Source organism: Morganella psychrotolerans, from assembly GCF_001676055.1.
Classification (GTDB): Bacteria; Pseudomonadota; Gammaproteobacteria; order Enterobacterales; family Enterobacteriaceae; genus Morganella; species Morganella psychrotolerans_B.
In genome coordinates, this window is sequence record NZ_LZEX01000012.1 from 285,983 (window position 1) to 309,294 (window position 23,312).

At 48.7% G+C, this 23,312-nt stretch carries 16 protein-coding genes; 10 read left to right on the forward strand and 6 right to left on the reverse strand.

Annotated elements, in window-relative coordinates; genetic code table 11:
- Position 1 precedes the first annotated feature (1 nt).
- On the reverse strand, positions 2–679 hold the full coding sequence (locus AYY17_RS09795) for a hydrolase (protein WP_067423545.1): 678 nt from the start codon (positions 677–679) through the stop codon (positions 2–4).
- 279 nt (positions 680–958) lie between these two features.
- On the opposite strand from AYY17_RS09795, the gene aphA reads away from it, so the two are divergent.
- From aphA to AYY17_RS09815, 4 genes are all read left to right on the forward strand, one after another.
- Entirely contained in the window at positions 959–1,672 is a 714-nt protein-coding gene (aphA, locus tag AYY17_RS09800; RefSeq protein WP_067423328.1) for an acid phosphatase AphA, read from the forward strand.
- A gap of 198 nt (positions 1,673–1,870) precedes the next feature.
- A complete protein-coding gene (gene ldtD, locus AYY17_RS09805; protein WP_067423331.1) occupies positions 1,871–3,625 on the forward strand; it encodes a L,D-transpeptidase in 1,755 nt (584 codons plus the stop codon).
- Positions 3,626–4,112: 487 nt separating this feature from the next.
- Positions 4,113–4,661, forward strand: coding sequence for a YcbK family protein (locus AYY17_RS09810; protein ID WP_067405109.1), 549 nt, complete (start codon positions 4,113–4,115; stop codon positions 4,659–4,661).
- Positions 4,662–4,699: 38 nt separating this feature from the next.
- On the forward strand, positions 4,700–5,347 hold the full coding sequence (locus AYY17_RS09815; protein ID WP_067423333.1) for an MBL fold metallo-hydrolase: 648 nt from the start codon (positions 4,700–4,702) through the stop codon (positions 5,345–5,347).
- Between the two features lie 95 nt (positions 5,348–5,442).
- Here the strand turns inward: AYY17_RS09815 and AYY17_RS09820 are convergent, their stop codons facing one another.
- The 4 genes from AYY17_RS09820 to pncB all read right to left on the reverse strand — a co-directional run bounded on the left by AYY17_RS09820 (position 5,443) and on the right by pncB (position 11,089).
- The gene (locus tag AYY17_RS09820) at positions 5,443–6,633 is read right to left on the reverse strand and encodes an amino acid aminotransferase (RefSeq protein WP_067423335.1); all 1,191 of its coding nucleotides are present in this window, start codon (positions 6,631–6,633) and stop codon (positions 5,443–5,445) included.
- Between the two features lie 238 nt (positions 6,634–6,871).
- A complete protein-coding gene (locus AYY17_RS09825) occupies positions 6,872–7,954 on the reverse strand; it encodes a porin (protein WP_156656675.1) in 1,083 nt (360 codons plus the stop codon).
- 294 nt (positions 7,955–8,248) lie between these two features.
- Complete coding sequence (gene asnS, locus AYY17_RS09830; RefSeq protein ID WP_067423337.1) at positions 8,249–9,649, reverse strand: asparagine--tRNA ligase; 1,401 nt, start codon at positions 9,647–9,649, stop codon at positions 8,249–8,251.
- 225 nt (positions 9,650–9,874) lie between these two features.
- Positions 9,875–11,089, reverse strand: a complete 1,215-nt coding sequence (gene pncB, locus AYY17_RS09835; protein WP_067405508.1) for a nicotinate phosphoribosyltransferase — start codon at positions 11,087–11,089, stop codon at positions 9,875–9,877.
- A gap of 401 nt (positions 11,090–11,490) precedes the next feature.
- On the opposite strand from pncB, the gene pepN reads away from it, so the two are divergent.
- The 4 genes from pepN (at position 11,491) to AYY17_RS09855 (ending at position 17,702) form a co-directional block, all read left to right on the forward strand.
- Positions 11,491–14,109, forward strand: a complete 2,619-nt coding sequence (pepN, locus tag AYY17_RS09840; protein WP_067423339.1) for an aminopeptidase N — start codon at positions 11,491–11,493, stop codon at positions 14,107–14,109.
- Between the two features lie 360 nt (positions 14,110–14,469).
- On the forward strand, positions 14,470–15,690 hold the full coding sequence (locus tag AYY17_RS09845; protein ID WP_067423341.1) for a TPM domain-containing protein: 1,221 nt from the start codon (positions 14,470–14,472) through the stop codon (positions 15,688–15,690).
- 271 nt (positions 15,691–15,961) lie between these two features.
- Positions 15,962–16,972: a quinone-dependent dihydroorotate dehydrogenase gene (gene pyrD / locus AYY17_RS09850; protein WP_067423343.1), complete on the forward strand. Its 1,011-nt coding sequence runs from the start codon at positions 15,962–15,964 to the stop codon at positions 16,970–16,972.
- Between the two features lie 184 nt (positions 16,973–17,156).
- Positions 17,157–17,702, forward strand: coding sequence for a cell division protein ZapC (locus AYY17_RS09855; protein WP_067423345.1), 546 nt, complete (start codon positions 17,157–17,159; stop codon positions 17,700–17,702).
- A gap of 273 nt (positions 17,703–17,975) precedes the next feature.
- Here AYY17_RS09855 and AYY17_RS09860 read toward each other — a convergent pair whose 3' ends face one another.
- Entirely contained in the window at positions 17,976–19,049 is a 1,074-nt protein-coding gene (locus tag AYY17_RS09860) for a YcbX family protein (RefSeq protein WP_067423549.1), read from the reverse strand.
- Between the two features lie 197 nt (positions 19,050–19,246).
- Here AYY17_RS09860 and rlmKL point away from each other — a divergent pair, with 197 nt between their 5' ends.
- Together rlmKL and AYY17_RS09870 are read left to right on the forward strand one after the other, a co-directional pair.
- A complete protein-coding gene (rlmKL, locus tag AYY17_RS09865; RefSeq protein ID WP_067423347.1) occupies positions 19,247–21,361 on the forward strand; it encodes a bifunctional 23S rRNA (guanine(2069)-N(7))-methyltransferase RlmK/23S rRNA (guanine(2445)-N(2))-methyltransferase RlmL in 2,115 nt (704 codons plus the stop codon).
- 7 nt (positions 21,362–21,368) lie between these two features.
- Entirely contained in the window at positions 21,369–23,285 is a 1,917-nt protein-coding gene (locus AYY17_RS09870) for an ABC transporter ATP-binding protein (RefSeq protein ID WP_067405077.1), read from the forward strand.
- Positions 23,286–23,312 lie beyond the last annotated feature (27 nt).

Here is a 23,312-nt window from a genome sequence, read left to right on the forward strand (position 1 = left end):
ATCAGCGCTGTGAATCAGGTACTTCATTATTGATAATCACTTCCTGCGCTTTGCTGTAGCTTTCAATCAGTAACTGATATGCAGGGAAGATTTGTGTATAGGCTTGTGCCCATTCAGCCGCATCCGGGCGATTCCAGGTTTTTTGCAGCTCAGAAGCGACAGCGGCAGTATCCACAGGAACAACACCGGCCTGAACAACCCGTGCGAGAGTAATTTCCTGTGCCATTTTGGTATAGGTACCGGATGCGTCAATCACCGCGAAAACCTGATAGCCGTCGGCAACAGCACTGATAGCAGGGAAAGCCATACATACGCTGGTAATCGTTCCGGCAATAATAAGTTGTTTTTTACCGGAGGCTTTGACCGCAGCCACAAATTCCGGGTTATCCCACGCATTAATCTCACCTTTGCGGGCAATATATTGTGCATGCGGGGCATTCTGGTGAATTTCCGGGATAAGCGGACCGTTAGGGCCTTGTGGCACGGATGCAGTGGTGATCACCGGAATACCGGCCAGAGTGGCCATTTTTGCCAGCACTGCTGCTCTGGCACGTAACTCAGTCATTGGCATATCGCCAACGGTCTGGAACAATCCGCTTTGATGATCGATTAATAACATCAGTGCATCATCAGGATTAATAACAGGACGCTGACCATTAAAGTTTGCAGGATTACTCATTTTTATTCCCTTATCTATGATAATTAGGTGGTAATTTGTGTTTAAACAGTGCATTTTCCGAGAACGCGCTGCTGTACGGAATAAAATTAATGCATAAGCGAAGGGCTGAGTAGTGCGGATATTGATAAACAATGTTCTGAATTCAGAACAATAAGGCAGTTTCTGGCGGGAATAAGTCGGCAGAGATTCCTCATAGTGTGATTTGAATAACATTAATATGAAACGAGAGTGGTTAGATTTTCCGCTCATGTGATCGACACAGAAAATTAAGGAAACACAATGCGTAAACTGACTCTGACCCTGAGTGCGCTGGCACTTGCACTGAGCCTTAATGGCGTGGCAAATGCCAAAGTCTATATGCCGGAAAAAACCAGTGAAGGTGTGACGGTTGCACAACTGGCGGAGCAACACGCCGTTCACTGGGTATCTGTGGCGCAGATTGAAGAGAGCCTGAAAGGTCAGCCGCCGATGGCTGTCGGGTTTGATATTGATGATACCGTTCTGTTTTCCAGCCCGGGGTTTTACCGTGGCAAGCAGGATTATTCCCCGAATGATTTCAGTTACCTGAAAAATCCGGAATTCTGGGAAAAAATGAATAATGAGTGGGATAAATTCAGTATGCCGAAAAAATCCGGTACTGAATTGGTTCAGATGCACCTGAAACGTGGCGATACCGTGTATTTTATTACCGGACGCAGCAAAACCAAAACAGAAACGGTCACCAAATATGTGCAGGAAGGGCTGAATATTCCGGCGGATAAAATGAATCCGGTTATTTTTGCAGGCGACCAGGAAGGGCAGAATAACAAAGTCAGCTGGATGCGCGACCACAAACTGAAAATTTATTACGGCGATGCAGATGCGGATATCGCCGCGGCACATGAGCTGAATATTCGCGGCATCCGTGTACTTCGTGCGTCAAACTCATCTTATCAGCCGTTACCGAAAGCCGGTCAGTTCGGCGAAGAAGTGGTTATTAATTCCGAATACTAAGTAAACCAGGCAGTTAATTCATCTTTAAAAGGCGCTTTTGCGCCTTTTTGCTACGATTTTTTCGTTACCCTATTTCCAATTATTCTCTGACGGGTAAAATCATCTGTGAAGTAATTTAAACGATGTTTTTACTATACTGACTACAAGTATTAACAATTGGTCAGAATAACATAATAAAAAATGAGAGAGAGGGATGTTATGGTGAAGGGAGTTAAAAAAGCTGTTCCCATTTCCGCCATGATAGGAACACTGTTACTGACGCAAATTTCGTGGGCAACAACCGCACCGGTAAATCATCAGGCAACCGCCGGTGCACAGAAAGTCGTACCTGAACCGGCAGTGCAGACGCAAACGCTGCTGTCTGACTCTGTACAGGAGACACAGCCACTGACTCCGGCGACCGGAACCGGGATCACGGCGTTACCATTGAGTGACGTTTCCGGAAAAATCCGCAGTGAAGTACCTGCGATAACTAAACTGGTGTATAGCGACGCACTGGCACAACTATATGCAGAGCATCAGTTACAGCCACGCTGGACAGATGAAAAAGCGCGCCGGTCTCTGGAAAATCAACTGGCAGAAGCCGCACTTGCCGGTTTTCAGCCGCAGTTTGCACTTTGGCTGACCGCTCTGGCGCAGCCTGATCTGACTCCGCTGGCGCGTGATATCATCTTAACGGATGCTGCACTCGGCTATCTTTATTATCTTGATAACGTGAAAACAAAAGGGGATAAGTGGCTTTACGGTGCAAAGCCGTTTACCTTTTCTGAGGTCAGTGCCCCGGCGCTTGCACGGCTGAATACGGCGATGCATAACGGAACACTCGCCACCTTTACCGACGGATTGCGGCCGGTGAACTCAATGTATCCGGCAATGCGTAAAGCCATGCTGGCAGAGCTGGCTGATACCGGGGTATGGCCGGAAATGGTTATTGCCCGGACATTACGCCCGGGTGAAAGCCATGAGTCTGTTATTGCGCTGCGGGAAATTTTGCACCGCTTTAAACTGATATCGGCTAATGACATGATGAGTGCAAGCCCGGTGTATGATAAAACGCTGGTGGCCGGGGTTAAGCAGTTCCAGGCGCAGCACGGGCTGGAAGCGGATGGTGTTATCGGTAAGCAAACCCGTGAATGGCTGAATAAGACTCCGCAGATGCGGGCGGCTATTATGGCCGCGAATATTCAGCGCCTGCATATTGTGCCTGATAATGTTCCGACAGCAATTCTTGTTAATATCCCTGATTTTTCGCTCTATTTTTATGTAGATAAAAATCTGATCCTCGAGTCGAGAACTATTGTCGGACGTGAGGCGCGTAAAACCCCTATTATGAGCAGTGCGCTTAATAATGTGGTGATTAACCCGCCGTGGACGGTTCCGCCGACTATGAGCCGCCAGGATATCGTGCCGCGCGGACGCGCTGATCCAAGCTATTTCAGCAGCCGGGGATATACTATCTATAACGGATGGAGCAATAACTCATCCGTTGTTGACCCGTACAGTATTAACTGGAGTGTTATTACCCCGTCAAACTTCCCGTACCGGATAACACAGGCGCCGGGACCGACGAACTCGTTAGGGCGGTATAAGTTTAATATGCCGAACTCAGAGGCGATTTATCTGCATGACACACCAAACCACTCATTGTTTAATAAAAACATGCGTGCTATCAGCTCCGGCTGTGTCAGAGTCAATAAAGCGAAGGACTTAGCCGCTATCCTGCTGGGTGATGCAGGGTGGGATGCATCGCGTGTTGATGGTGCATTAAAAGCGGGTAGCACCCGTTATGTCTCTATCCCTGACCGCATACCGGTTTTCCTCTATTATCAGACCGCATGGGTGAATACGGATAATGTCCCGCAATATCGTGCTGATATTTACCGCTATGATGACGCCAGCCTGAACGGGCTCGATAAATTAGCGGATATCTCACCATTCCTTATTAAACAATAATCAAAACAGGCCGTTTATTTATTATGAATAAGCGGCCTTTTCTTTATTATTAAAATACCGATTTTCTGTTTATATTAATTAAACAAAAACAGATGTATGCTCCGGATAATTGACCAGCCAAAGCTATATTTGTTAGTTTTATTAATTAATGATGAATAACTAAATTGGCTATTGTCTCCTGAACCTGCAAAGGCTCGCTGGATGAGCCTTACGGCTGATCAGCTCCCCGGGAGTATCGAAGTGTTGCCGATATTTACTTTCTGAGTAAAAAATTGTCTTTTTATTTGACTCCGGGGCCATGAATAGGTAGAAAATAGGAGGTCAGTTTTGTTTATCGCTGTTTTTACACATTATGTGTTAATTCTGAAATTAATTGACGTAAATTTACAGAAATAGACAAAACGGATCCGCTGCAGGTCTGAATAGTGAATTATTATTACTGTCGGCCATGTTAATGATCAAATTAGTCAAAGAGTGATTACTATCAATGGATACAATTAATAACGACCGCCGTAAATGGCTGGGATTTGGTGCGGCGGCGCTGGGGCTGGCTTTATTACCGGGGCATGCATTCGCATCTTTAACGACGCCACGGCCAAAAATTTTACGTCTTGAGAACCTCAATACCGGCGAATTTTTAAAAGCAGAGTTTTTTGACGGAAAGCGTTATAACCGTTCTGAACTGGCCCGGCTGAATAAATTGTTCCGTGATCACCGCAGCAACAAGGTTAAAATGATAGATCCGCACCTGTTTGACCAGATGTATCTGTTACAGGTGATGATGAATACGGATAAACCTATTCAGTTAATTTCAGGTTACCGCTCCCTGGTGACCAATAATGAATTACGCAGAACCACTTCCGGTGTGGCGAAAAAGAGCTACCATACACGCGGGCAGGCGATGGATTTCCGTATTCCGGGAATTCAGTTAAGTCAGGTGCGTAAAGCTGCACAGAAAATGCGTGCCGGTGGTGTCGGTTATTACCCGAGCAGTAATTTCGTTCACATGGATACAGGACCGGTCAGAACGTGGTAATCTGATGTAATTGTCAGATTTAACCGGAGTTTTGTGTCATGCAATATCAAATTATTCCTGTCACCGGCTTTATGCAAAATTGCACCCTGATTTGGTGCGATGAAACAAAAGCCGCTGCTATTGTTGATCCCGGCGGTGAAGCACCGCGTCTTATCCGTGAAATTGAACAGCGCGGGCTGAAATTAGAAAAAATCCTCCTTACTCATGGTCATTTTGATCACGTTGGCGCAACTGCTGATGTGGCTGAGCATTTTCATGTGCCGGTGATCGGTCCTCAGAAAGAGGACGAATTCTGGATTGAAGGGCTGACCTCACAAAGCCAGATGTTTGGTGTGGAGCCATGTCGTGCATTTACACCGGATCAATGGCTGGAAGAGGGCGATAAAGTCACTGTCGGTAATATTGAACTGGATGTTCTGCACTGTCCCGGACATACCCCCGGACACGTCGTTTTTGTGAATAAGCAGGACAAACTGATTTCGATGGGTGATGTTTTATTCAAAGGTGGCGTCGGGCGCAGTGATTTCCCGAAAGGCAATCATCAGGATCTTATCAGTTCAATTAAAGAAAAAATCTTACCGCTGGGTGATGATTATCGCTTTATTCCGGGGCACGGGCCGATGTCCACACTCGGTGATGAGCGCCGTACTAATCCGTTTTTGCAAGATGAACAGCCGGTCTGGTGATCGTTCAGCCGATATTGTTCCGCTTAAAATAGCCAAAAACAAAAAGCCTGACAGTGATTGCCAGGCTTTTTCTGTTTTAAAAACAGATAATCAGATTACAGTACCGCGACAATCGCTTCACACAGCGGAACCATATTTTCCAGAGTCAGACCGGCGACATTAATACGCCCTGAGCTGACCGCATAGATAGCATATTCTGCGCGCAGGCGCTCAACTTGCTCTTTGGTCAGCCCGCTGAAAGAGAACATACCGTTTTGGCGGATGATAAAGCTGAAGTCCTGTTTTGCGCCTTTTTCCTGGAGGGTGTTCACAAAAAGCTGACGCATACGTTTGATGCGCTCACGCATCGTGGTCAGTTCCTGGATCCACTCTTCTTTCAGTTCCGGATCAGACAGGATAGTGGTGACAACCGCACCACCGTGTGACGGCGGGTTAGAGTAGTTTGTGCGGATAATCACTTTCACCTGGCTGAAGGCGGTATCAGCAATCTCACCACTTGTTGCCACCAGTGTGCAGGCCCCGACACGCTCATTGTACATGCCGAAGTTTTTAGAATAAGAACTGGCAACCAGCATTTCAGGATGCGATTTGGCAAAAATCCGCAGCCCCTGTGCATCTTCATCCAGACCGGCAGCAAAGCCCTGATACGCAAAATCGAAGACCGGTAATAAGCCTTTTTCTTTCACGATGACTGATAATTGTGCCCACTGTTCTGCAGTCGGGTCAATACCGGTCGGGTTATGGCAGCACCCGTGCAGTAAAATCACATCACCGGGCTGTGCAGACTCAAGGCTTGCCAGCATGCCGTCGAAATTAAGGGCATGATTTTCGGCATCATAGTAATTGTAAGTGCAGATTTCCAGTCCGGCATTGGCAAAAATACCGTTGTGGTTAGGCCAGGTCGGGTTGCTTATCCAGACACGTTTGGCACTGGTTTGTTTGGCAATAAAATCAGCCGCAATACGCAGTGCTCCGGTGCCACCGGGCGCTTGTGCGGTACGGGCGCGTTTGCTGGTCACAATTTCGCTGTCAGCACCGAACAATAATACCTGAGTTACTGTGCCGAACGCCGGGATACCTGTGATTGGCAGATAATTCTTGGTGGTTTCATTTTCCAGCAAATACTTTTCTGCTTTTTTTACACAGTTTAGTACCGGTGTTTTACCGGTTTCATCTTTATAAACACCAATACCCAGATTAATTTTATTTTCACGGGGGTCCTGGCGGAAGGTATCAGCCAGACCTAAGATCGGGTCGGCAGGCGCGGCAGTAATATTCTCAAACATAGTTGTTGATCCCAATAGTGTCTGATAAGTGCGGATAAGCGGAATTACACAAGGATCTCAGGTTAACCCGCTGTAAATCATTTGCCAACTGTTTACAGAGAAAATACGAAGATCTTGTGAAGTGGGTGACGTCCTGTTGAGATTAGCATGAAAATGCATCACAAAACGGGTTATATAGATAACAAAAAACCCACGGCGTACCGTGGGTTTTGTATTCAGACTTAGCTAAAAGGCTAAATTAGAACTGGTAAGTCAGACCTAAACCAACAACGTTGTCGGAGTTAACTTTGGCTTTGTTGTCGCTGTCCAGCAGGTTGATTTTATAGTCAACAACTGCAGACATGTTTTTGTTGAAGTAGTAGTAAGCACCTAAATCAACATATTTAACCAGGTCAGAGTTGTATTTACCGTTATCCAGGTCATAACCTTTAGACTGGTTATAGCCAATGGATGGGCGCAGACCGAAGTCGAACTGGTACTGTGCTACTAATTCGATGTTTTTGGTTTTGTTTGCGATTTGACCGTCACCAAAAGTAGTCATGTTACGAGTTTCACCGTACATAGCTGCCAGGTATACGTTGTTAGCGTCGTATTTAGCACCGAAATCCCATGCTTCAGCACGTTTACCACGTGCTTCAGAATCATTCTGCTGCCATACAGTACGTGCTGAATTAGCGTACGCACCGCCTAAGCTTACGCCCCAGCCGAGGTCATAAGTAGTGGAGAAACCGTAACCGTCACCATTAGCTTTAGCTGCGTCTTCACGCTTCTCGCCAGCGATTGAGTTTTCGTCGTTAGCGCCCTGGTATTGCAGTGCAAAGTTCAGGCCGTCAACGTAACCGAACAGGTCGCTGTTACGGTAAGTCAGAACGTCAGCAGTACGGCTGGTCATGTAGATGTCTTTCTGTGCCATGGTGTCGCCACCGAACAGAGGCATCACATCGGTCCATGCGTTGACGTCGTAGATTACGCCGTAGTTACGGCCGTAGTCGATTGAACCAAACTCAGCAAATTTGAAACCAGCGTAAGCTAAACGAACTTCGTTTTTGTTGTCGCCTTCGATGCTGTTGGTTTTGATTTCGTTTTCAAAACGACCGAAACCAGTCAGTTGGTCAGTGATCTGAGTTTCACCTTTGATACCAAAACGAACGCGTGAGTTATCACCATCTTCGCCGCTTTTAGCATCTGCGAACATGTGACGAACGTCAACTTTACCGTACAGGTCTACTTTGTTGCCGTCTTTGTTATAGATTTCAGCAGCGTTTGCTGCGCCAGCTACTAACAGAGCCGGGATAACCACTGCAAGAATATTGCGTTTCATTATTATTACCCTCATTGGTGTTATTCGGACACCTGCCACTGCCATAAATAGTTCGAAAAAAATTTGGAACTATTTGTGAGAGTTTAGTGTCGTCTGTGTCGGCGACCAGTGTTCCATTGGTAAAATATTTTATCTACCCTGAAAGTGCTACAAAAACGAAGAATCTGTAATAAATGGCAATAATGTGTGTCAAAATGTAAATTATAGGGAACTTTTTGAGCAGTTAATTTGTCGTGCATAAAAAAAAGCCGGCTCAAAGGCCGGCTTTTCACGTTCAATATTTTTGATGAACAATCAGAATGTGGCGCTGCGGGGAGTCCGTGGGAACGGGATGGTCTCACGAATATTTGAGACGCCCGTCACATATGAAACCAGTCGTTCAAAACCCAGCCCAAAACCGGCGTGTGGCACAGTACCGTAGCGACGCAGATCACGGTACCACCAGTAATCTTCTTTATTCATACCGAGTTCGTCAAAGCGGGCATCGAGTCTGTCCAGACGCTCTTCACGCTGGGAACCACCGATGATTTCACCGATACCCGGTGCCAGGACATCCATCGCCGCCACGGTTTTTCCGTCTTCGTTTTCGCGCATATAGAAGGCTTTGATGGCTTTCGGGTAGTTTTTCACGACCACAGGGGCTTTGAAATGCTCTTCTGCCAGGTAGCGCTCATGCTCAGAGGACATATCCACGCCCCAGAACACCTCGTTTTCAAAGGTTTTGCCACAATTTTCCAGGATTTTAATCGCGTCGGTGTAATCAACCTGCGCAAAATCTGAGGTGACAAAACGTTCCAGACGCTCGATTGCTTCTTTATTAATACGCTCAGCAAAGAATTCGAGATCGTCACGGCGCTCTTCAAGCACTGCTTTGAAGACATATTTCAGCATGGCTTCAGCCAGACCGGCGACATCATCCAGATTAGCAAAGGCCACTTCCGGCTCTACCATCCAGAATTCCGCGAGGTGGCGGCTGGTATTGGAGTTTTCTGCACGGAATGTCGGGCCGAAGGTGTAAATTTTGCTCAGCGCAGACGCGTAGGCTTCACCATTCAGCTGACCGGATACCGTCAGGAATGCTTCCTGTCCGAAGAAATCTTCGCTGAAGTCCACTTCGCCTTTGTCATTACGCGGCAGGTTGTGGAAATCCAGGGTGGAGACGCGGAACATCTCACCGGCACCTTCTGTATCAGAGGTGGTGATAAGCGGGGTGGATACCCAGAAGAAACCCTGCTCATCAAAGAAGCGGTGCAATGCCTGGGACAAGGTATGACGGACGCGGGCAACAGCGCCGATCAGATTGGTACGCGGGCGCAGGTGAGCCACTTCACGCAGATATTCGACAGAGTGACGCTTTGCCGCCATCGGGTAGGTATCCGGGTCATCCACCAGACCGACAACGCGGACATTCGTGGCATGAATTTCAAAACTCTGACCCTGACCCGGTGAGGCAACCACTTTACCGGTGACTTCGACAGAACAGCCTGCGGTTAAATGAAGCACGTCATCATTATAATTAGGTAAATTACTTTCGATGACAGCCTGTACCGGATTAAAGCAGGAACCGTCGTAGACGGCGAGGAATGAGATCCCGGCTTTTGAATCTCTCCTTGTACGAACCCAACCCTGTACTGTGACTTCGCTGTCAACAGGTACACGGCCTTGCAGTACGTCGACCACAGGCGCTATGCTCATAGTTGAAACTCTCTCTTCTTATATATAGGTCTGTTACACGCGTTACCCGCCATTGCGTGATGCCGGGTAACAGATAATCTGTCAGTTTGCCGCGAAAAGGGCAATCTCACTATGTTACTTGCTCACTGTCAGGAAACAAGCAGAAATTCGGGGTTAACTGCCCGAAAAACAGAAAAAACAGGCGGCTTTTTCTGTCTTCAGGCGTTGAGGGTAAAAACGGGGGGATCAGCAGGCGCGCTGAACGTGCGGAATATCAAAAGCGCGGCGCAGGCGGTCGACGAATTCATCATCTTCGCAAATGGTTTTGCCGGGGCTGTCTGACAGCTTGGCAACCGGTTTTCCGTTACATTCCACCAGCTTGATTACAATATTCAGCGGCTCAACATCCGGAATATTACAGGTCAGGCGTGTACCGATACCAAAGACCAGATTTATCCTGTCATGGAAATGGGCATAGAGTGCAAGCGCTTTGTGAAAATCCAGGCTGTCGGAAAACACCAGAGTTTTGCTCATCGGGTCGATATTGAGTTTTTCATAATGGGCGATGGCTTTTTCACCCCACTCAACCGGATCCCCGGAATCATGGCGCAATCCCTGGTAAGCCCGTGCAAACGGCGCATCAAAATCACGCAGGAATGCATCCATGGTGATACAGTCGGTTAATGCCACGCCGAGCTGTGAGGGATATTCATCAAGCCAGGTCTGAAGGGCGGCGCGCTGACTGTTTGCCAGCTCCGGGCTTATCTGCTGATGGGCCTGGAACCATTCATGGGCCTGGGTGCCGACCGGCTCCAGATCCAGCTTTTGTGCCAGGAGATAGTTACTGGTGCCGACCAGGTACGGGAAATTTTCTTTCAGTTCACTGACAATCGCCATCTGAACATCATAAGAGAAGCGGCGGCGTGTACCGAAATCCATCAGTTTAAACTGACTGAGATCCAGATTTGCCTGCTCAGCGTCCCGGAAAAACCGGGTAACCAGTTTGCGCAGGCGGATAACAGCATCTTCTGTTGTGACCTGCGGGGATTGATGACGATGAACCAGTTCACTTATCAGCGCGAGAAGCGGAACTTCCCACAAGATAACATCAACCCAGGGTCCGCTGATGCGGATAGCCAGCTGGCCGTTGCTGTCGCTGCGGATAGTGACCTGCGAGGGATCAAAACGGAACTGCCGGAACCAGGCGAGATAATCTGCTGAAAAAAACGGCAGCCCGCACAGGTAATGATATTCGTCATCACTGACTGACAACTCTGCCATCATTGATACCTGAGCACGCAACTGGTCTGCATACTGACCCAGGCGTTTACTGCTCCGGCAGCGGAACTCCGCAACAACAGGGATTGTGCGGTAATGATGGAACACCGCCTGCTGCATGTGCAATTTATATGCATCTGTATCCAGCAGGGATGTGATAATCGGGGTTGCTTCTGAATTCATGGCGCTTTCAGCATCCTCACGGAGCAATCAACCTAAACAGGTTATAGCTTACTATTATCCGGGTATAGTAACACGTTCTTTTCCCGGTGCGTGATGATCAGCGCTGTTATCACATTATTTGTTAACATTTCATTCATAATAATTACCGGATCGCACAGCCTGAAAATCAGGATGTATCACAGACTGATAAAATTTCTTTTATCGCAGAGCTTGAATTATGACAGTCTAAGTGGCAGCGTAATTGTTATCATTTATACTCGTCATACTTCAGGATGCCTGGTTGTTGACTGCGTTCAGCCCGCCGGGTCACATAGTTTATCTATGCTCCCCGGCGGTCTTTGCTTGTCGCCTGCAGGCATCCCGAATTATTTAGAGTGCATATAACTAATGAAGAGAATCCAATGACACAACAGCGGCAGGCGAAGTATCGCCGGGACTATCAGGCACCTGACTATACTATTACTCATATTGATCTTGATTTTGCACTCGACCCGCAAACAACGGTGGTAACTGCCACCAGCCGGGTAAAACGCCTGAATGACAGTGCGGCCACACTGGTGCTTGCCGGTGAAGGGCTGGTACTGAAACAGCTGACAATTGATGGTCAGGCGTGGTCTGCGTACCGCGAAGAAGGCGGCTCACTTCATATTGATAATGTACCTGAGCAGTTCACGTTGCAGATTGTCAATGAAATCAGCCCGGCGCAGAACACTGCACTTGAGGGGCTGTATGTCTCCGGTGATGCGCTCTGTACACAATGTGAAGCTGAAGGCTTCCGCCATATTACCTGGTATCTCGATCGCCCCGATGTGCTGGCGCGTTATACCACCCGGATCACGGCAGAAAAAGCCCGTTATCCGTTCCTGTTATCCAATGGTAACCGTGTCGATTCCGGTGATGCCGGTGATAAACACTGGGTGAAATGGGAAGATCCGTTCCCGAAACCAAGCTACCTGTTTGCACTGGTTGCCGGTGATTTTGATGTACTGCGTGATACCTTTATTACCCGCAGCGGGCGCGATGTGGCGCTTGAACTGTTTGTCGACAAGGGCAATCTTGATCGCGCAGGCTGGGCGATGACCTCGCTGAAAAATGCCATGAAATGGGATGAGGAGCGTTTCGGTTTCGAATATGACCTTGATATCTATATGATTGTGGCAGTTGATTTCTTCAATATGGGTGCGATGGAGAACAAAGGGCTGAATGTCTTTAACTCCAAATATGTGCTGGCGAAGAACGAAACGGCAACAGATAAAGATTATCTGGGCATTGAATCGGTTATCGGCCATGAGTATTTCCATAACTGGACAGGCAACCGTATCACCTGCCGCGACTGGTTCCAGCTCAGTCTGAAAGAGGGTCTGACCGTTTTCCGTGACCAGGAATTCAGTTCTGATCTCGGATCACGCCCGGTTAACCGGATCAACAATGTCCGCGTTATGCGCGCGGCACAGTTTGCGGAAGACGCCGGTCCGATGGCGCACCCGATCCGTCCGGATAAAGTTATCGAAATGAATAACTTCTATACCCTGACTGTGTATGAAAAGGGCTCAGAAGTGATCCGCATGATCCACACCTTACTGGGTGAAGAGTTATTCCAGGCGGGGATGCAACTGTATGTACATCGTCATGACGGCAGCGCTGCGACCTGTGATGATTTTGTGCAGGCCATGGAAGATGCCTCCAATGTGGATCTCACTCTGTTCCGCCGCTGGTACAGCCAGTCCGGTACGCCGGTGGTGACTATCCGTGACAGCTATGATGCCGCGACAAAACAGTATCAGCTGCATGTGACACAAATGACCCCGCCGACCCCGGATCAGCAGGATAAACAGCCGCTGCATATTCCGTTTGACGTGGAATTATATGACAGCAACGGCAATATTATTCCTCTGCGTTATAAAGGAGAGGCGGTTCACTCTGTGCTGAATATCACCCGCGAAGAACAGACATTCACATTTGATGACGTCAGTGAAAAGCCGGTACCGTCTCTGTTCCGTGAATTCTCAGCCCCGGTTAAAGTCGATTATCCGTACACCGACACACAGCTGGCATTTCTGATGCAGCATGCGCGCAATGAATTTTCCCGCTGGGATGCCGCGCAGTCATTGCTGGCGCTGCATATAAAAGAAAATGTCCGCCGTTATCAGGATGGTGAAGTATTACAGCTTCCGGATGAGGTGATTGATGCATTCCGCGCTGTGCTGCTTGATGAGCACATTGACCCGGCACTTGCCGCACAGATTATGACGCTGCCGTCAGAAACGGAAGTGGCGGAGTGGTTCGCGGTGATTGATCCGGACGCCGTCAATGCGGTAATGACCTTTATTGCGCAGACATTTGCCCGCGAACTGGCGGATGAACTCTATGCGGTGTATATCAGCATGAAGACCGGTGCGTACCAGATTGATCATGCTGATATTGCAAAACGTGATTTACGCAATGTCTGCCTGGGTTACCTCGCGCTGGATGAAGACAGCGCGCAGGCGGATAAACGCATCTCTCTGCAATATGCGCAGGCAGATAATATGACCGATTCGCTGGCAGCCCTGTCGGCGGCGGTGAAAGCGGGTCTGGCGTGCCGTGACACTCTGCTGGCGGATTATGATAACAAGTGGCATCAGGATGGTCTGGTGATGGATAAGTGGTTTATTTTACAGGCCACCCGTCCGGATACCGATGTTCTTGATAATGTGAAAGCCTTGCTGGAGCACCGCTCATTTACTATGGCAAACCCGAACCGCGTACGTTCGCTGGTGGGTGCGTTTGTGATGAACAATCCGAAAGCGTTCCATGACAAATCCGGGAAGGGATATCAGTTCCTGGCAGAGATCCTCTGTGATCTGAACACCCGCAACCCGCAGGTGGCATCACGCCTGATTGAGCCGCTTATCCGCCTGAAACGTTATGATGACAGCCGTCAGAGCAAAATGCGCGATGCACTGCTGCGTCTTAAAGGGCTGGATAATCTCTCCGGTGACTTGTTTGAGAAAATCACCAAAGCGCTGGATGAGAACTGATTTTCACTTGCTGACAGATAAGCGATAACGGGCAGGGAAACGAAAAGCATGCGCGCCATGGATGGCGCGCCTGAGCGTACAGGGATTGTATTTACAGCGACTTTTCGTTTTTGCCCGTTATCAGCGCGTTCTCTGAACGGGATACAGACAAAGCACCTCTCCGGAGGTGCTTTTTTATACGTAATAATCCATTCTGAATAGAATTGTTACTGTCTCATTGCACCCTTTTCCGCCCGATACGGTAAACTCCGGAGAATTATCTGCAATATATACCTAACGTCATTCAAGATGCAGGCTGGCTGAGCGAAGCCAACGAACCTGCGGTTTGAATGAATAAGGGTATAAAGAAAGGATGTCATTATGAGATATGGAATGAGTCTGTACCGTCACTGGTTGTGGGGCGTATTTTTTCTGCTCTTTTCCGTTGTGGCAGTGGCGGACAGCACTGAACTGCCCCGCATGCAGGGCGCGGTAACCGATACCGCAGGGCTGCTGACCGCGAGTGAGCGCAGTACTATTGAGGATAAACTCGGCGCATTGCGGGAGAAGACCGGGGCGCAGATAGCGGTTCTGACAGTTAACACCACCGCCCCGCGTGATATTGAAAGCTATGCCGAAAATGTATTCAACCAATGGCGCTTAGGGCGGATCAATATCGATGACGGGATCTTATTACTGGTTGCCGCGGACGATCGTGCGATGCGTATTGAAGTCGGTTACGGACTGGAGGGCGCGATAAGTGACGCCACGGCTAACCGGATCCTTAATACTTATTTTATCCCGGATTTTAAAAAGGGTAATTACGCAGGCGGGATCAATAACACGCTCGACGCCCTGACTGCACTGGTCAAAAATGAGCCGCTGCCTGCGGTGACCACCCCGGCTTTTTATATTGCCAAACAGGCCGCACCGGTTGGCTGGATTGACATTGTATTGGGTGCGGTACTGGCGGCAAGTGCGTATCTGTGGTGTTTTTTCATTTTCAGTATGATCAAAAACTATAAACTGAAAGCCGCTATCCCGATAGGTATCATTATCTATCTTACCTGGTATTTTGGCGGCTTTAATAACCCCGCCGGTAACGGCATGGAATTCGGGGAAGATTTTTTCTATACCGAATTACCGCGCTGGAGTCAGTTTATTTTCCTGAAAATCCTGCCGCTCTGGCTGGTTATTGTGCTGATATTCACTATGTTTATCGCGGCATTTTTCTTATTTTTACTTGTGGTAGGCACATTTTTCTGGATATTAAGTAAAATTATCAAACCTAAGAAGCTGTATATTTCAGTTTGCATCGGTCTTTTTTTCGGTGGGTTTGCCTTTATTTTCGGATTGCTGTTCTTTGACGGAAGTCTGGCGGCAGGCGTGCTGGTTGGCGTCGGATTCGGGCTGTTTGTCGGTATCGGGCACTATTGCGGATTTGTGACTGTCGGTTCCGGCGGCGGAAGCTCCGGAGGCGGGCGTGGCGGACGCGGTGGCGGAGGGTTCAGCAATGGCGGCGGGAGTCGCAGCAGCGGCAGTCGTTCCTCTTCCGGTGGCGGCGGACGCAGCGGTGGAGGCGGGGCATCCGGGCGCTGGTAATATACCCTTATTCATTCAAACTGCAGGTGTGTTGGCTACGCTCCACCCGCCGGGTCACATACTGATGTATGCTCCCCGGCGGTCTTAGCTTACCGCCTGCCTGCATCATTTCCCGCGTAAAAAAGCAGTGCAGAGCGGGAAAATTTGTCCTAATATAGCCGCCTGAAATAGGCGGCACTGTTTCAGGCAGAACCCACAACCTATTTTGTTACAGAGAAACCACCCGGTACGCGGGTTATGTACTGATGACTCATAACAAAAGGTATTCAAGATGTATTATCCGTTAGTCAGGAAGGCGCTGTTCCGCCTTGATCCCGAACGCGCCCACGAATTTACCTTTCAGCAACTCAAACGCCTTTCCCGTTCTCCTTTACGTTTTCTTATTCAGCAAAATGTTGCCACCAAACCGGTACAGTGCATGGGGCTCTCTTTTAAAAATCCGCTGGGGTTAGCCGCGGGTCTTGATAAAGACGGTGAATGTATTGAGGCTTTTGATGCAATGGGCTTTGGTTTTGTTGAAGTCGGTACGGTGACACCCAAACCACAGGCGGGAAATGATAAACCGCGTCTGTTCCGTATTGTTGAAGCCGAAGGGCTTATTAACCGGATGGGCTTTAATAATCTCGGGGTGGATAACCTGGTTGAGAATATTAAACAGGCACGTTTCGGGGGTGTTCTTGGTATTAATATCGGTAAGAATAAAGATACACCGGTTGAGCAGGGCAAAGATGACTATCTGATTTGTATGGATAAAGTATATGCTCACGCCGGTTATATCGCTGTTAATATTTCCTCACCGAATACCCCGGGATTACGCAGTCTGCAATACGGCGATATGCTGGATGAATTACTGACTGCGATTAAAATTAAACAGCAGGAATTACATCAGCTGCATCAGAAATATGTTCCGGTTGCCGTAAAAATTGCCCCGGACTTAACAACAGATGAATTAATTCAGGTGGCTGACAGTCTGGTCAGACATAATATTGATGGTGTTATTGCCACCAATACCACATTAGATCGCTCTTTAGTGCAGGGATTAAATCACTGTAATGAAACCGGCGGATTAAGTGGCCGCCCGGTTCAGAGTAAAAGCACTGAAATTATTCGTCTGTTATCAAAAGAGCTGAACGGTAAATTACCGATTATCGGTGTCGGCGGAATTGATTCACTGGTTGCCGCGCGGGAAAAAATGGATGCAGGTGCATCATTGATCCAGATTTATTCAGGATTTATCTACCACGGACCCAAATTAATTAAAAATATTGTAAATTGTATCTGATTTTAAGATTTATCTTTCTGAGGGGGTTTATTTTTGCCCCCGTTTCTTTTATATTTTAAGATGTTGCTCATAAATTATCATTATCCGGCAGCACACGTTAAAGTTATTAATAAATTTTAATTATTTTATTCAATATGAAGTGGCTATTTATCGCTGACCCGATATTAGCCGGGAATGTGATCAGATGAAAATAAAACCTGACGATCAATGGCAGTGGTATTATGATGATACGCATGAGCGTATTATGCTCGATCTTGCCAACGGAATGGTATTCCGCTCCCATTTTGCACCACGCCTGCTGGCGCCGTATGCCCGGTGTCACAGTCCGTTTTCTGTTGATGATGCCGCTTTATTTGTCATCTTCGACGAACAGATTAAAAAATTAAATATCCCGGCGCAGCAGTGTGCAGAATTAACACTCAATGCTTTAATTGCGTCCCGGTTTTTAAAACCACAGATGCCGAAGAGCTGGTATTTTTCATTATGCTGCGCGATGGCAAAACCGGCGCAGGGACAAATTGTTGAAGTCGTGCTGGATAACACCCGGCAGCGGAGTTGTTTTATTGTCGCGGAAGCGGGTGAGAATGCCAGTTTGTGTTTACTGGTCGACCCTGAACTGCAATTAAATGATCGTACCATGTCCTTTTGTGATCCGATAAAGATCATGAACGATCGTTTATTATCCCGCAAATCAATACAACGAAGTCTGTTAATGGGTAAAGCGGTTTGACGGTGATAATACCGGAAAGACAATTATACCCTTATTCATTCAAACTGCAGGTTCGTTGGCTGCGCTCAAATAGCCGGGTCACATAGTTTATCTATGCTTCCCGTCTATTTTCCCTTGCCGCCTTCCTGCAACTTGAATGACGTTGGGTATAGATATAATTTACTGATCACCGGTGATCGTATCGTATTAAAATGATCCGGTGTTTATATACAAGTTACGCCAAGTAAAATACCCCCGGGCGGATTAATCTGCCTGAGGGTATTTTTTTATCTGTTATTTGCCGTGACGAATTGTAATATTGGTTTTTGGAATACAACTGCATGCCAGAATATCGCCGTTTCTTTTTATTGCTCCGGCTTTCAGTGGTGTTACCTCACCGGACAACAGCGTCACTTTACAACTGCCGCAGACACCCGCACGGCAGGAGTAAGGAATGGAAACCTGATGCGCTTCCAGTTGTTCCAGCAGGACATGCTGATTATTCACCGCATACTCTTTATCGTTAAACGTCATCGTCAGCATGGCTTGCGGCTGCGCTGTAACGGGCTGAACGCTCGCAATCTCCTGCTCCTGATACTGACGCGGCGGGCAGGTTTCCAAAACTGTCACCGTATCGCCGACCTGAATAACACCGGTATTGCGGGCGATGGCATTCATGCCGAAATCCACATCATTTTTATCCGCTGCGGTTCTGAAGGTCTGTAAAGTGTGCAGCGGCTCCATCTGCGGGTGTTTTTCGCCTTTATCTGTACTGATTGTTGTGAAAATACAGCGGCTGCACGGTTTTTTCAGGTCAAATATCACATCGCCAATCCGGATCACTTTCCAGCTGTCTTCGGCAAAGGCGTCTGCGCCGGTGACAATAATATTACCGCGGAACTGTTCAATTTTAATCGCGGCACTGCACCGCTTCTGCAGCGCCTGAAAAGAGGCTTCATTTACAATCAGATACGGATAGCCGTCGGCAAAGGATACCGGGCTGTCCGGGGAGAGCTTCACGCGCCGGGTGGAGTGCGGGCTGAGCCAGCGCAACTGAACCGGGATATCAAAGAACTGACACAGCCACTGGTTAATTTTTTCCGGGGCAATGAGTGAGGTAAAATGATTTCCCCAGACTTCGCATGCCAGACTCTCCGGCAGAAAATCATCATATAAAATAGTGGCGCTGCTGCCGTCCGGGCTGCGCAGGTAAATACCATTGTTCAGCAGTGCCGGGGTGAACAGCACCATTTGCGGATAACGGCGGGCGGTCAGAAATTTTCCGTCTTCGTCAGTTATCATAAAATTGCGGTCAAAACTCAGCCCGGTGTCCCCGGCATAGCTCTGCGACAGGCGCACGCCTTTCATTGATTTTACCGGGAAGGTATATAAACGGGAGAGTGTGATGGCTGTTTTTGTCATAGTTATCCATTCTTTTCGTTGTTATCGGTAAATACCACAGTGGCATCCGGGGTTGCCGGGAAAAAGGTGAACGTCAATTTTATGATTTAACGCCCGGATCCGCTATAATGCGCTCCAAATTTTTATTTCAACGGTAAACCATGATGAACACGTATTTTGCCAGCACCGCCCGTGGGCTGGAAGAGCTTTTAAAAACTGAATTAGCAACACTGGGTGCGCAAGACCTAAGCATTGCGCAGGGTGGTGTTCATTTTCGTGCTTCACCGCGTACCATGTACGAATGCCTGATGTGGAGCCGTCTGGCATCCCGTATTTTATTACCGCTGAATGAGTTCGATGTCTACAGCGATTTAGATCTTTATCTCGCGGTGCAATCAATAGACTGGCCGTCTGTCTTTACGGTGGATAAAACCTTTGCCGTGCATTTTAACGGCACTAATGATGAAATCCGTAACAGTCAGTACGGCGCGCTGAAAGTGAAAGATGCTATCGTCGACAGCTTTACCCGCAAAATTGATGCGCGTCCTGATGTGGCAAAACAGCAGCCTGATATCCGTATCAATGTGTATCTGAATAAAGAAAAAGCATCGCTGGCCATCGATCTCAGCGGCGATTCCCTGCATATCCGTGGTTACCGTGAACTGGCAGGCCAGGCACCGCTGAAAGAAAATCTGGCGGCAGCGATTGTTCTGCGTTCCGGCTGGCAGAAGGACACCCCGATGGTGGATCCGATGTGCGGCTCCGGCACACTGTTGATTGAAGCGGCAATGATGGCGGCTGATTGTGCGCCCGGTCTGAACCGTACTCACTGGGGCTTTGAAGCCTGGAGCAGCCATGACAGCGCTATCTGGGAATCCGTCCGCGCAGAAGCCCGTGAGCGGGCCAATGCAGGTGTTGTCAGTGCCACGGCGCGGTTTTTCGGGTCGGATACCGACAAGCGTGTGCTGGATATGGCGCGTGCCAATGCCCGCCGTGCCGGTGTGGATAAACTGATTACATTTCAGCAGAAAGATGCCACCAAACTGGAAAACCCGCTGCCGGAAGGACCAAAAGGCACGATTATTTCCAACCCGCCATACGGCGAGCGTCTGGAAAGCGAACCGGCACTGATTGCGCTGCACAGTGTGTTCAGCCGGGTTGTCCGTACCCGTTTCCCGGGCTGGCGTTTATCTATGTTCAGTGGTTCACCGGAACTGCTCAGCAGCCTGCAATTACGCGCAGAGCGCGAATTTAAAGCGAAAAATGGTCCGCTGGACTGCGTACAGAAAAACTATCAGTTAAGTGAAACACCACCGGCGGGTGCGCAGGATATTGGTTCAGATTTCGCAAACCGTCTGCGTAAGAATGAGAAAAAACTGGCAAAATGGGCGAAGCAGGAAGGTGTTGAGTGTTATCGTCTGTACGATGCAGATTTGCCGGAGTATAATGTTGCAGTCGATCGCTATGCCGATTATGTCGTGGTTCAGGAGTATGCTCCGCCGAAAACGATTGACCCGAACAAAGCGCGTCAGCGTCTGTTTGATGTGATCAGCGCAACACTTGCGGTGCTGGAACTGCCGGCGAATCAGCTTGTTTTAAAAACCCGTCAGCGTCAGAAAGGCAAACAGCAATATGAAAAGCTGGATGAGAAAAAGAACAGTTTCCTGGTAAAAGAGTATAACGCACAGTTATGGGTTAACCTGACTGATTACCTGGACACCGGTTTGTTCCTTGACCATCGTATTGCCCGTAAAATGTTGGGGCAGATGAGTAAAGGTAAAGATTTCCTTAATCTGTTTGCCTACACCGGCTCTGCGACCGTTCATGCCGGGCTTGGCGGGGCACGCACCACCACATCCGTGGATATGTCACGCACCTATCTGGAGTGGGCGGAACGTAATTTACAAAGTAACGGACTGAGCGGCAGACAGCACCGTCTGGTGCAGGCTGACTGCCTGAGCTGGCTGGCGCAGACCCCGGAACAATTTGATTTGATCTTTATTGATCCGCCGACATTTTCTAACTCAAAACGCATGGAAGACACCTTTGACGTCCAGCGCGACCACATCATGCTGATGAAACAGCTGAAACGTCTGCTGCGCCGGGGCGGAACACTGATGTTCTCCAATAACAAACGTGGTTTTAAATTAGATCAGGCGGGGATGGATGAAGCCGGGCTGGTGGCACAGGAAATCACCGCCAAAACACAATCACAGGATTTTGCACGTAACCGTCAGATTCATAACTGCTGGCTAATCCGCCACGCAGGCGAGGAATAACAGAACTATGTCGTTGATTAATATGGCGGGCGCCTGGCTCGCATTCAGTGATGCTCCGTTGCTGGAAAATACCGAAATCCACATCGAAGCAAATGAGCGTGTCTGTCTGGTCGGACGTAACGGGGCGGGAAAATCCACCCTGATGCGCGTTCTGACCAAAGAGCAGCCTCTGGATGATGGTACAGTGACCTATGAGCAGGATCTGATTGTCTCCCGCTTACAGCAGGATCCGCCGCGTGATGTGGAAGGTACTGTGTTTGATTTTGTCGCCGAAGGGGTGGCAGAGCAGGCTAAACATATCAAAGCGTATCATCAGATCTCAAAACTGGTGGAAACGGATCCGAGTGATAAAAATCTGTCAAAAATGGCAGATTTACAGGAAATTCTCGATACTCAGAATTTATGGCTGCTGGACAGCCGTATTTCAGATGTGATTGCCCATCTGGAATTACCGGCAGAAGAGACACTTTCTGCGCTCTCCGGGGGCTGGCTGCGTAAAGCTGCGCTGGGACGTGCACTGGTCTGCGGACCGGGTGTACTGTTTCTCGATGAACCGACCAACCACCTGGACATCGAAACCATTCAGTGGCTGGAAGGTTTCCTGAAAAGCTTCGGCGGCAGTATCGTCTTTATTTCCCATGACCGCTCTTTTATCCGCAATATGGCGACGCGGATTATCGATCTGGATCGCGGTAAACTGGCGTCCTGGCCGGGCAGTTATGATGAATACCTGGTAGGAAAAGAAGAAGCCCTGCGCGTGGAAGAGATGCAGAATGCAGAATTTGACCGCAAACTGGCGCAGGAAGAAGTATGGATCCGCCAGGGCATCAAAGCCCGGCGCACCCGTAACGAAGGGCGTGTCCGTGCGCTGAAAGCACTGCGTAATGAACGTGCCGATCGCCGTGAGGTGATGGGCAAAGCGAAAATGCAGGTGGAAGAAGCAACGCGCTCCGGCAAAATAGTGTTTGAAATCGAAAATATCAGCTACGGTATTGATGGTAAAAAACTGGTCAGTGATTTCAGTGCGCAGGTGCTGCGCGGTGATAAAATTGCGCTGGTCGGACCGAACGGCTGCGGAAAAACCACTCTGCTGAAACTGATGCTCGGTGATCTGCAACCGGACAGTGGCAGTGTGCATTGCGGAACAAAACTGGAAGTCGCGTATTTTGACCAGCACCGCGCCGCATTAGATCCGGATAAAACCGTGATGGACAACCTGGCGGAAGGCAAGCAGGAAGTGATGGTGAACGGCAAGCCGCGCCATGTGCTCGGGTATTTACAGGAATTCCTGTTCCACCCGAAACGTGCGATGACACCAGTTCGTGCGCTGTCCGGCGGTGAGCGTAACCGTCTGTTACTTGCCCGGTTATTCCTGAAACCGAGTAATCTTTTGATCCTCGATGAACCGACCAACGACCTTGATGTCGAAACGCTGGAGCTGCTTGAAGAGCTGGTGGACGGTTATCAGGGCACAGTGCTGCTGGTCAGCCATGACCGTCAGTTTGTGGACAACAGTGTTACCGAATGCTGGATTTTTGAAGGCGACGGCACGATTGAACGCTTTGTCGGCGGCTATTTTGACGCACAGCAGCAGCGCAGCCAGGTTCAGACACTGAAAGCTCCGGCAGAGAAAAAATCACAGCCGGCGCCGGAAGAAAAACGTACCGATAACATTAAAAAAGCAAATACTTCTGCGAAATTAAGTTATAAATTACAACGGGAGCTGGAACAGCTGCCTGCACTGCTTGAATCCCTCGACGAGGAAATTCAGCAGTTACAAAGCAAGGTGGCAGCGCCTGAGTTTTTTAATCAGTCGCGCGAAGAAACCGATAAAGTTCTGACGTTGTTAGCTGAAAAAGAGCATGCGCTGGAAGTGGCGTTTGATCGGTGGCAGACGTTGGAATCAATGCAGAGCGGGAGCTGATCCCGCCTGTGATGACTCCGGAGAAAT

Coding starts and splice junctions, on each gene's coding strand:
- pyrD (WP_067423343.1), top strand. CDS start 15,962: ATGTATTATCCGTTAGTCAGGAAGGCGCTGTTCCGCCTTGATCCCGAA.
- ldtD (WP_067423331.1), top strand. CDS start 1,871: ATGGTGAAGGGAGTTAAAAAAGCTGTTCCCATTTCCGCCATGATAGGA.
- AYY17_RS09825 (WP_156656675.1), bottom strand. CDS start 7,954: ATGAAACGCAATATTCTTGCAGTGGTTATCCCGGCTCTGTTAGTAGCT.
- aphA (WP_067423328.1), top strand. CDS start 959: ATGCGTAAACTGACTCTGACCCTGAGTGCGCTGGCACTTGCACTGAGC.
- pncB (WP_067405508.1), bottom strand. CDS start 11,089: ATGAATTCAGAAGCAACCCCGATTATCACATCCCTGCTGGATACAGAT.
- AYY17_RS09870 (WP_067405077.1), top strand. CDS start 21,369: ATGTCGTTGATTAATATGGCGGGCGCCTGGCTCGCATTCAGTGATGCT.
- asnS (WP_067423337.1), bottom strand. CDS start 9,649: ATGAGCATAGCGCCTGTGGTCGACGTACTGCAAGGCCGTGTACCTGTT.
- AYY17_RS09860 (WP_067423549.1), bottom strand. CDS start 19,049: ATGAAAGGCGTGCGCCTGTCGCAGAGCTATGCCGGGGACACCGGGCTG.
- AYY17_RS09815 (WP_067423333.1), top strand. CDS start 4,700: ATGCAATATCAAATTATTCCTGTCACCGGCTTTATGCAAAATTGCACC.
- rlmKL (WP_067423347.1), top strand. CDS start 19,247: ATGAACACGTATTTTGCCAGCACCGCCCGTGGGCTGGAAGAGCTTTTA.
- AYY17_RS09795 (WP_067423545.1), bottom strand. CDS start 679: ATGAGTAATCCTGCAAACTTTAATGGTCAGCGTCCTGTTATTAATCCT.
- AYY17_RS09855 (WP_067423345.1), top strand. CDS start 17,157: ATGAAAATAAAACCTGACGATCAATGGCAGTGGTATTATGATGATACG.
- pepN (WP_067423339.1), top strand. CDS start 11,491: ATGACACAACAGCGGCAGGCGAAGTATCGCCGGGACTATCAGGCACCT.
- AYY17_RS09845 (WP_067423341.1), top strand. CDS start 14,470: ATGAGATATGGAATGAGTCTGTACCGTCACTGGTTGTGGGGCGTATTT.
- AYY17_RS09810 (WP_067405109.1), top strand. CDS start 4,113: ATGGATACAATTAATAACGACCGCCGTAAATGGCTGGGATTTGGTGCG.
- AYY17_RS09820 (WP_067423335.1), bottom strand. CDS start 6,633: ATGTTTGAGAATATTACTGCCGCGCCTGCCGACCCGATCTTAGGTCTG.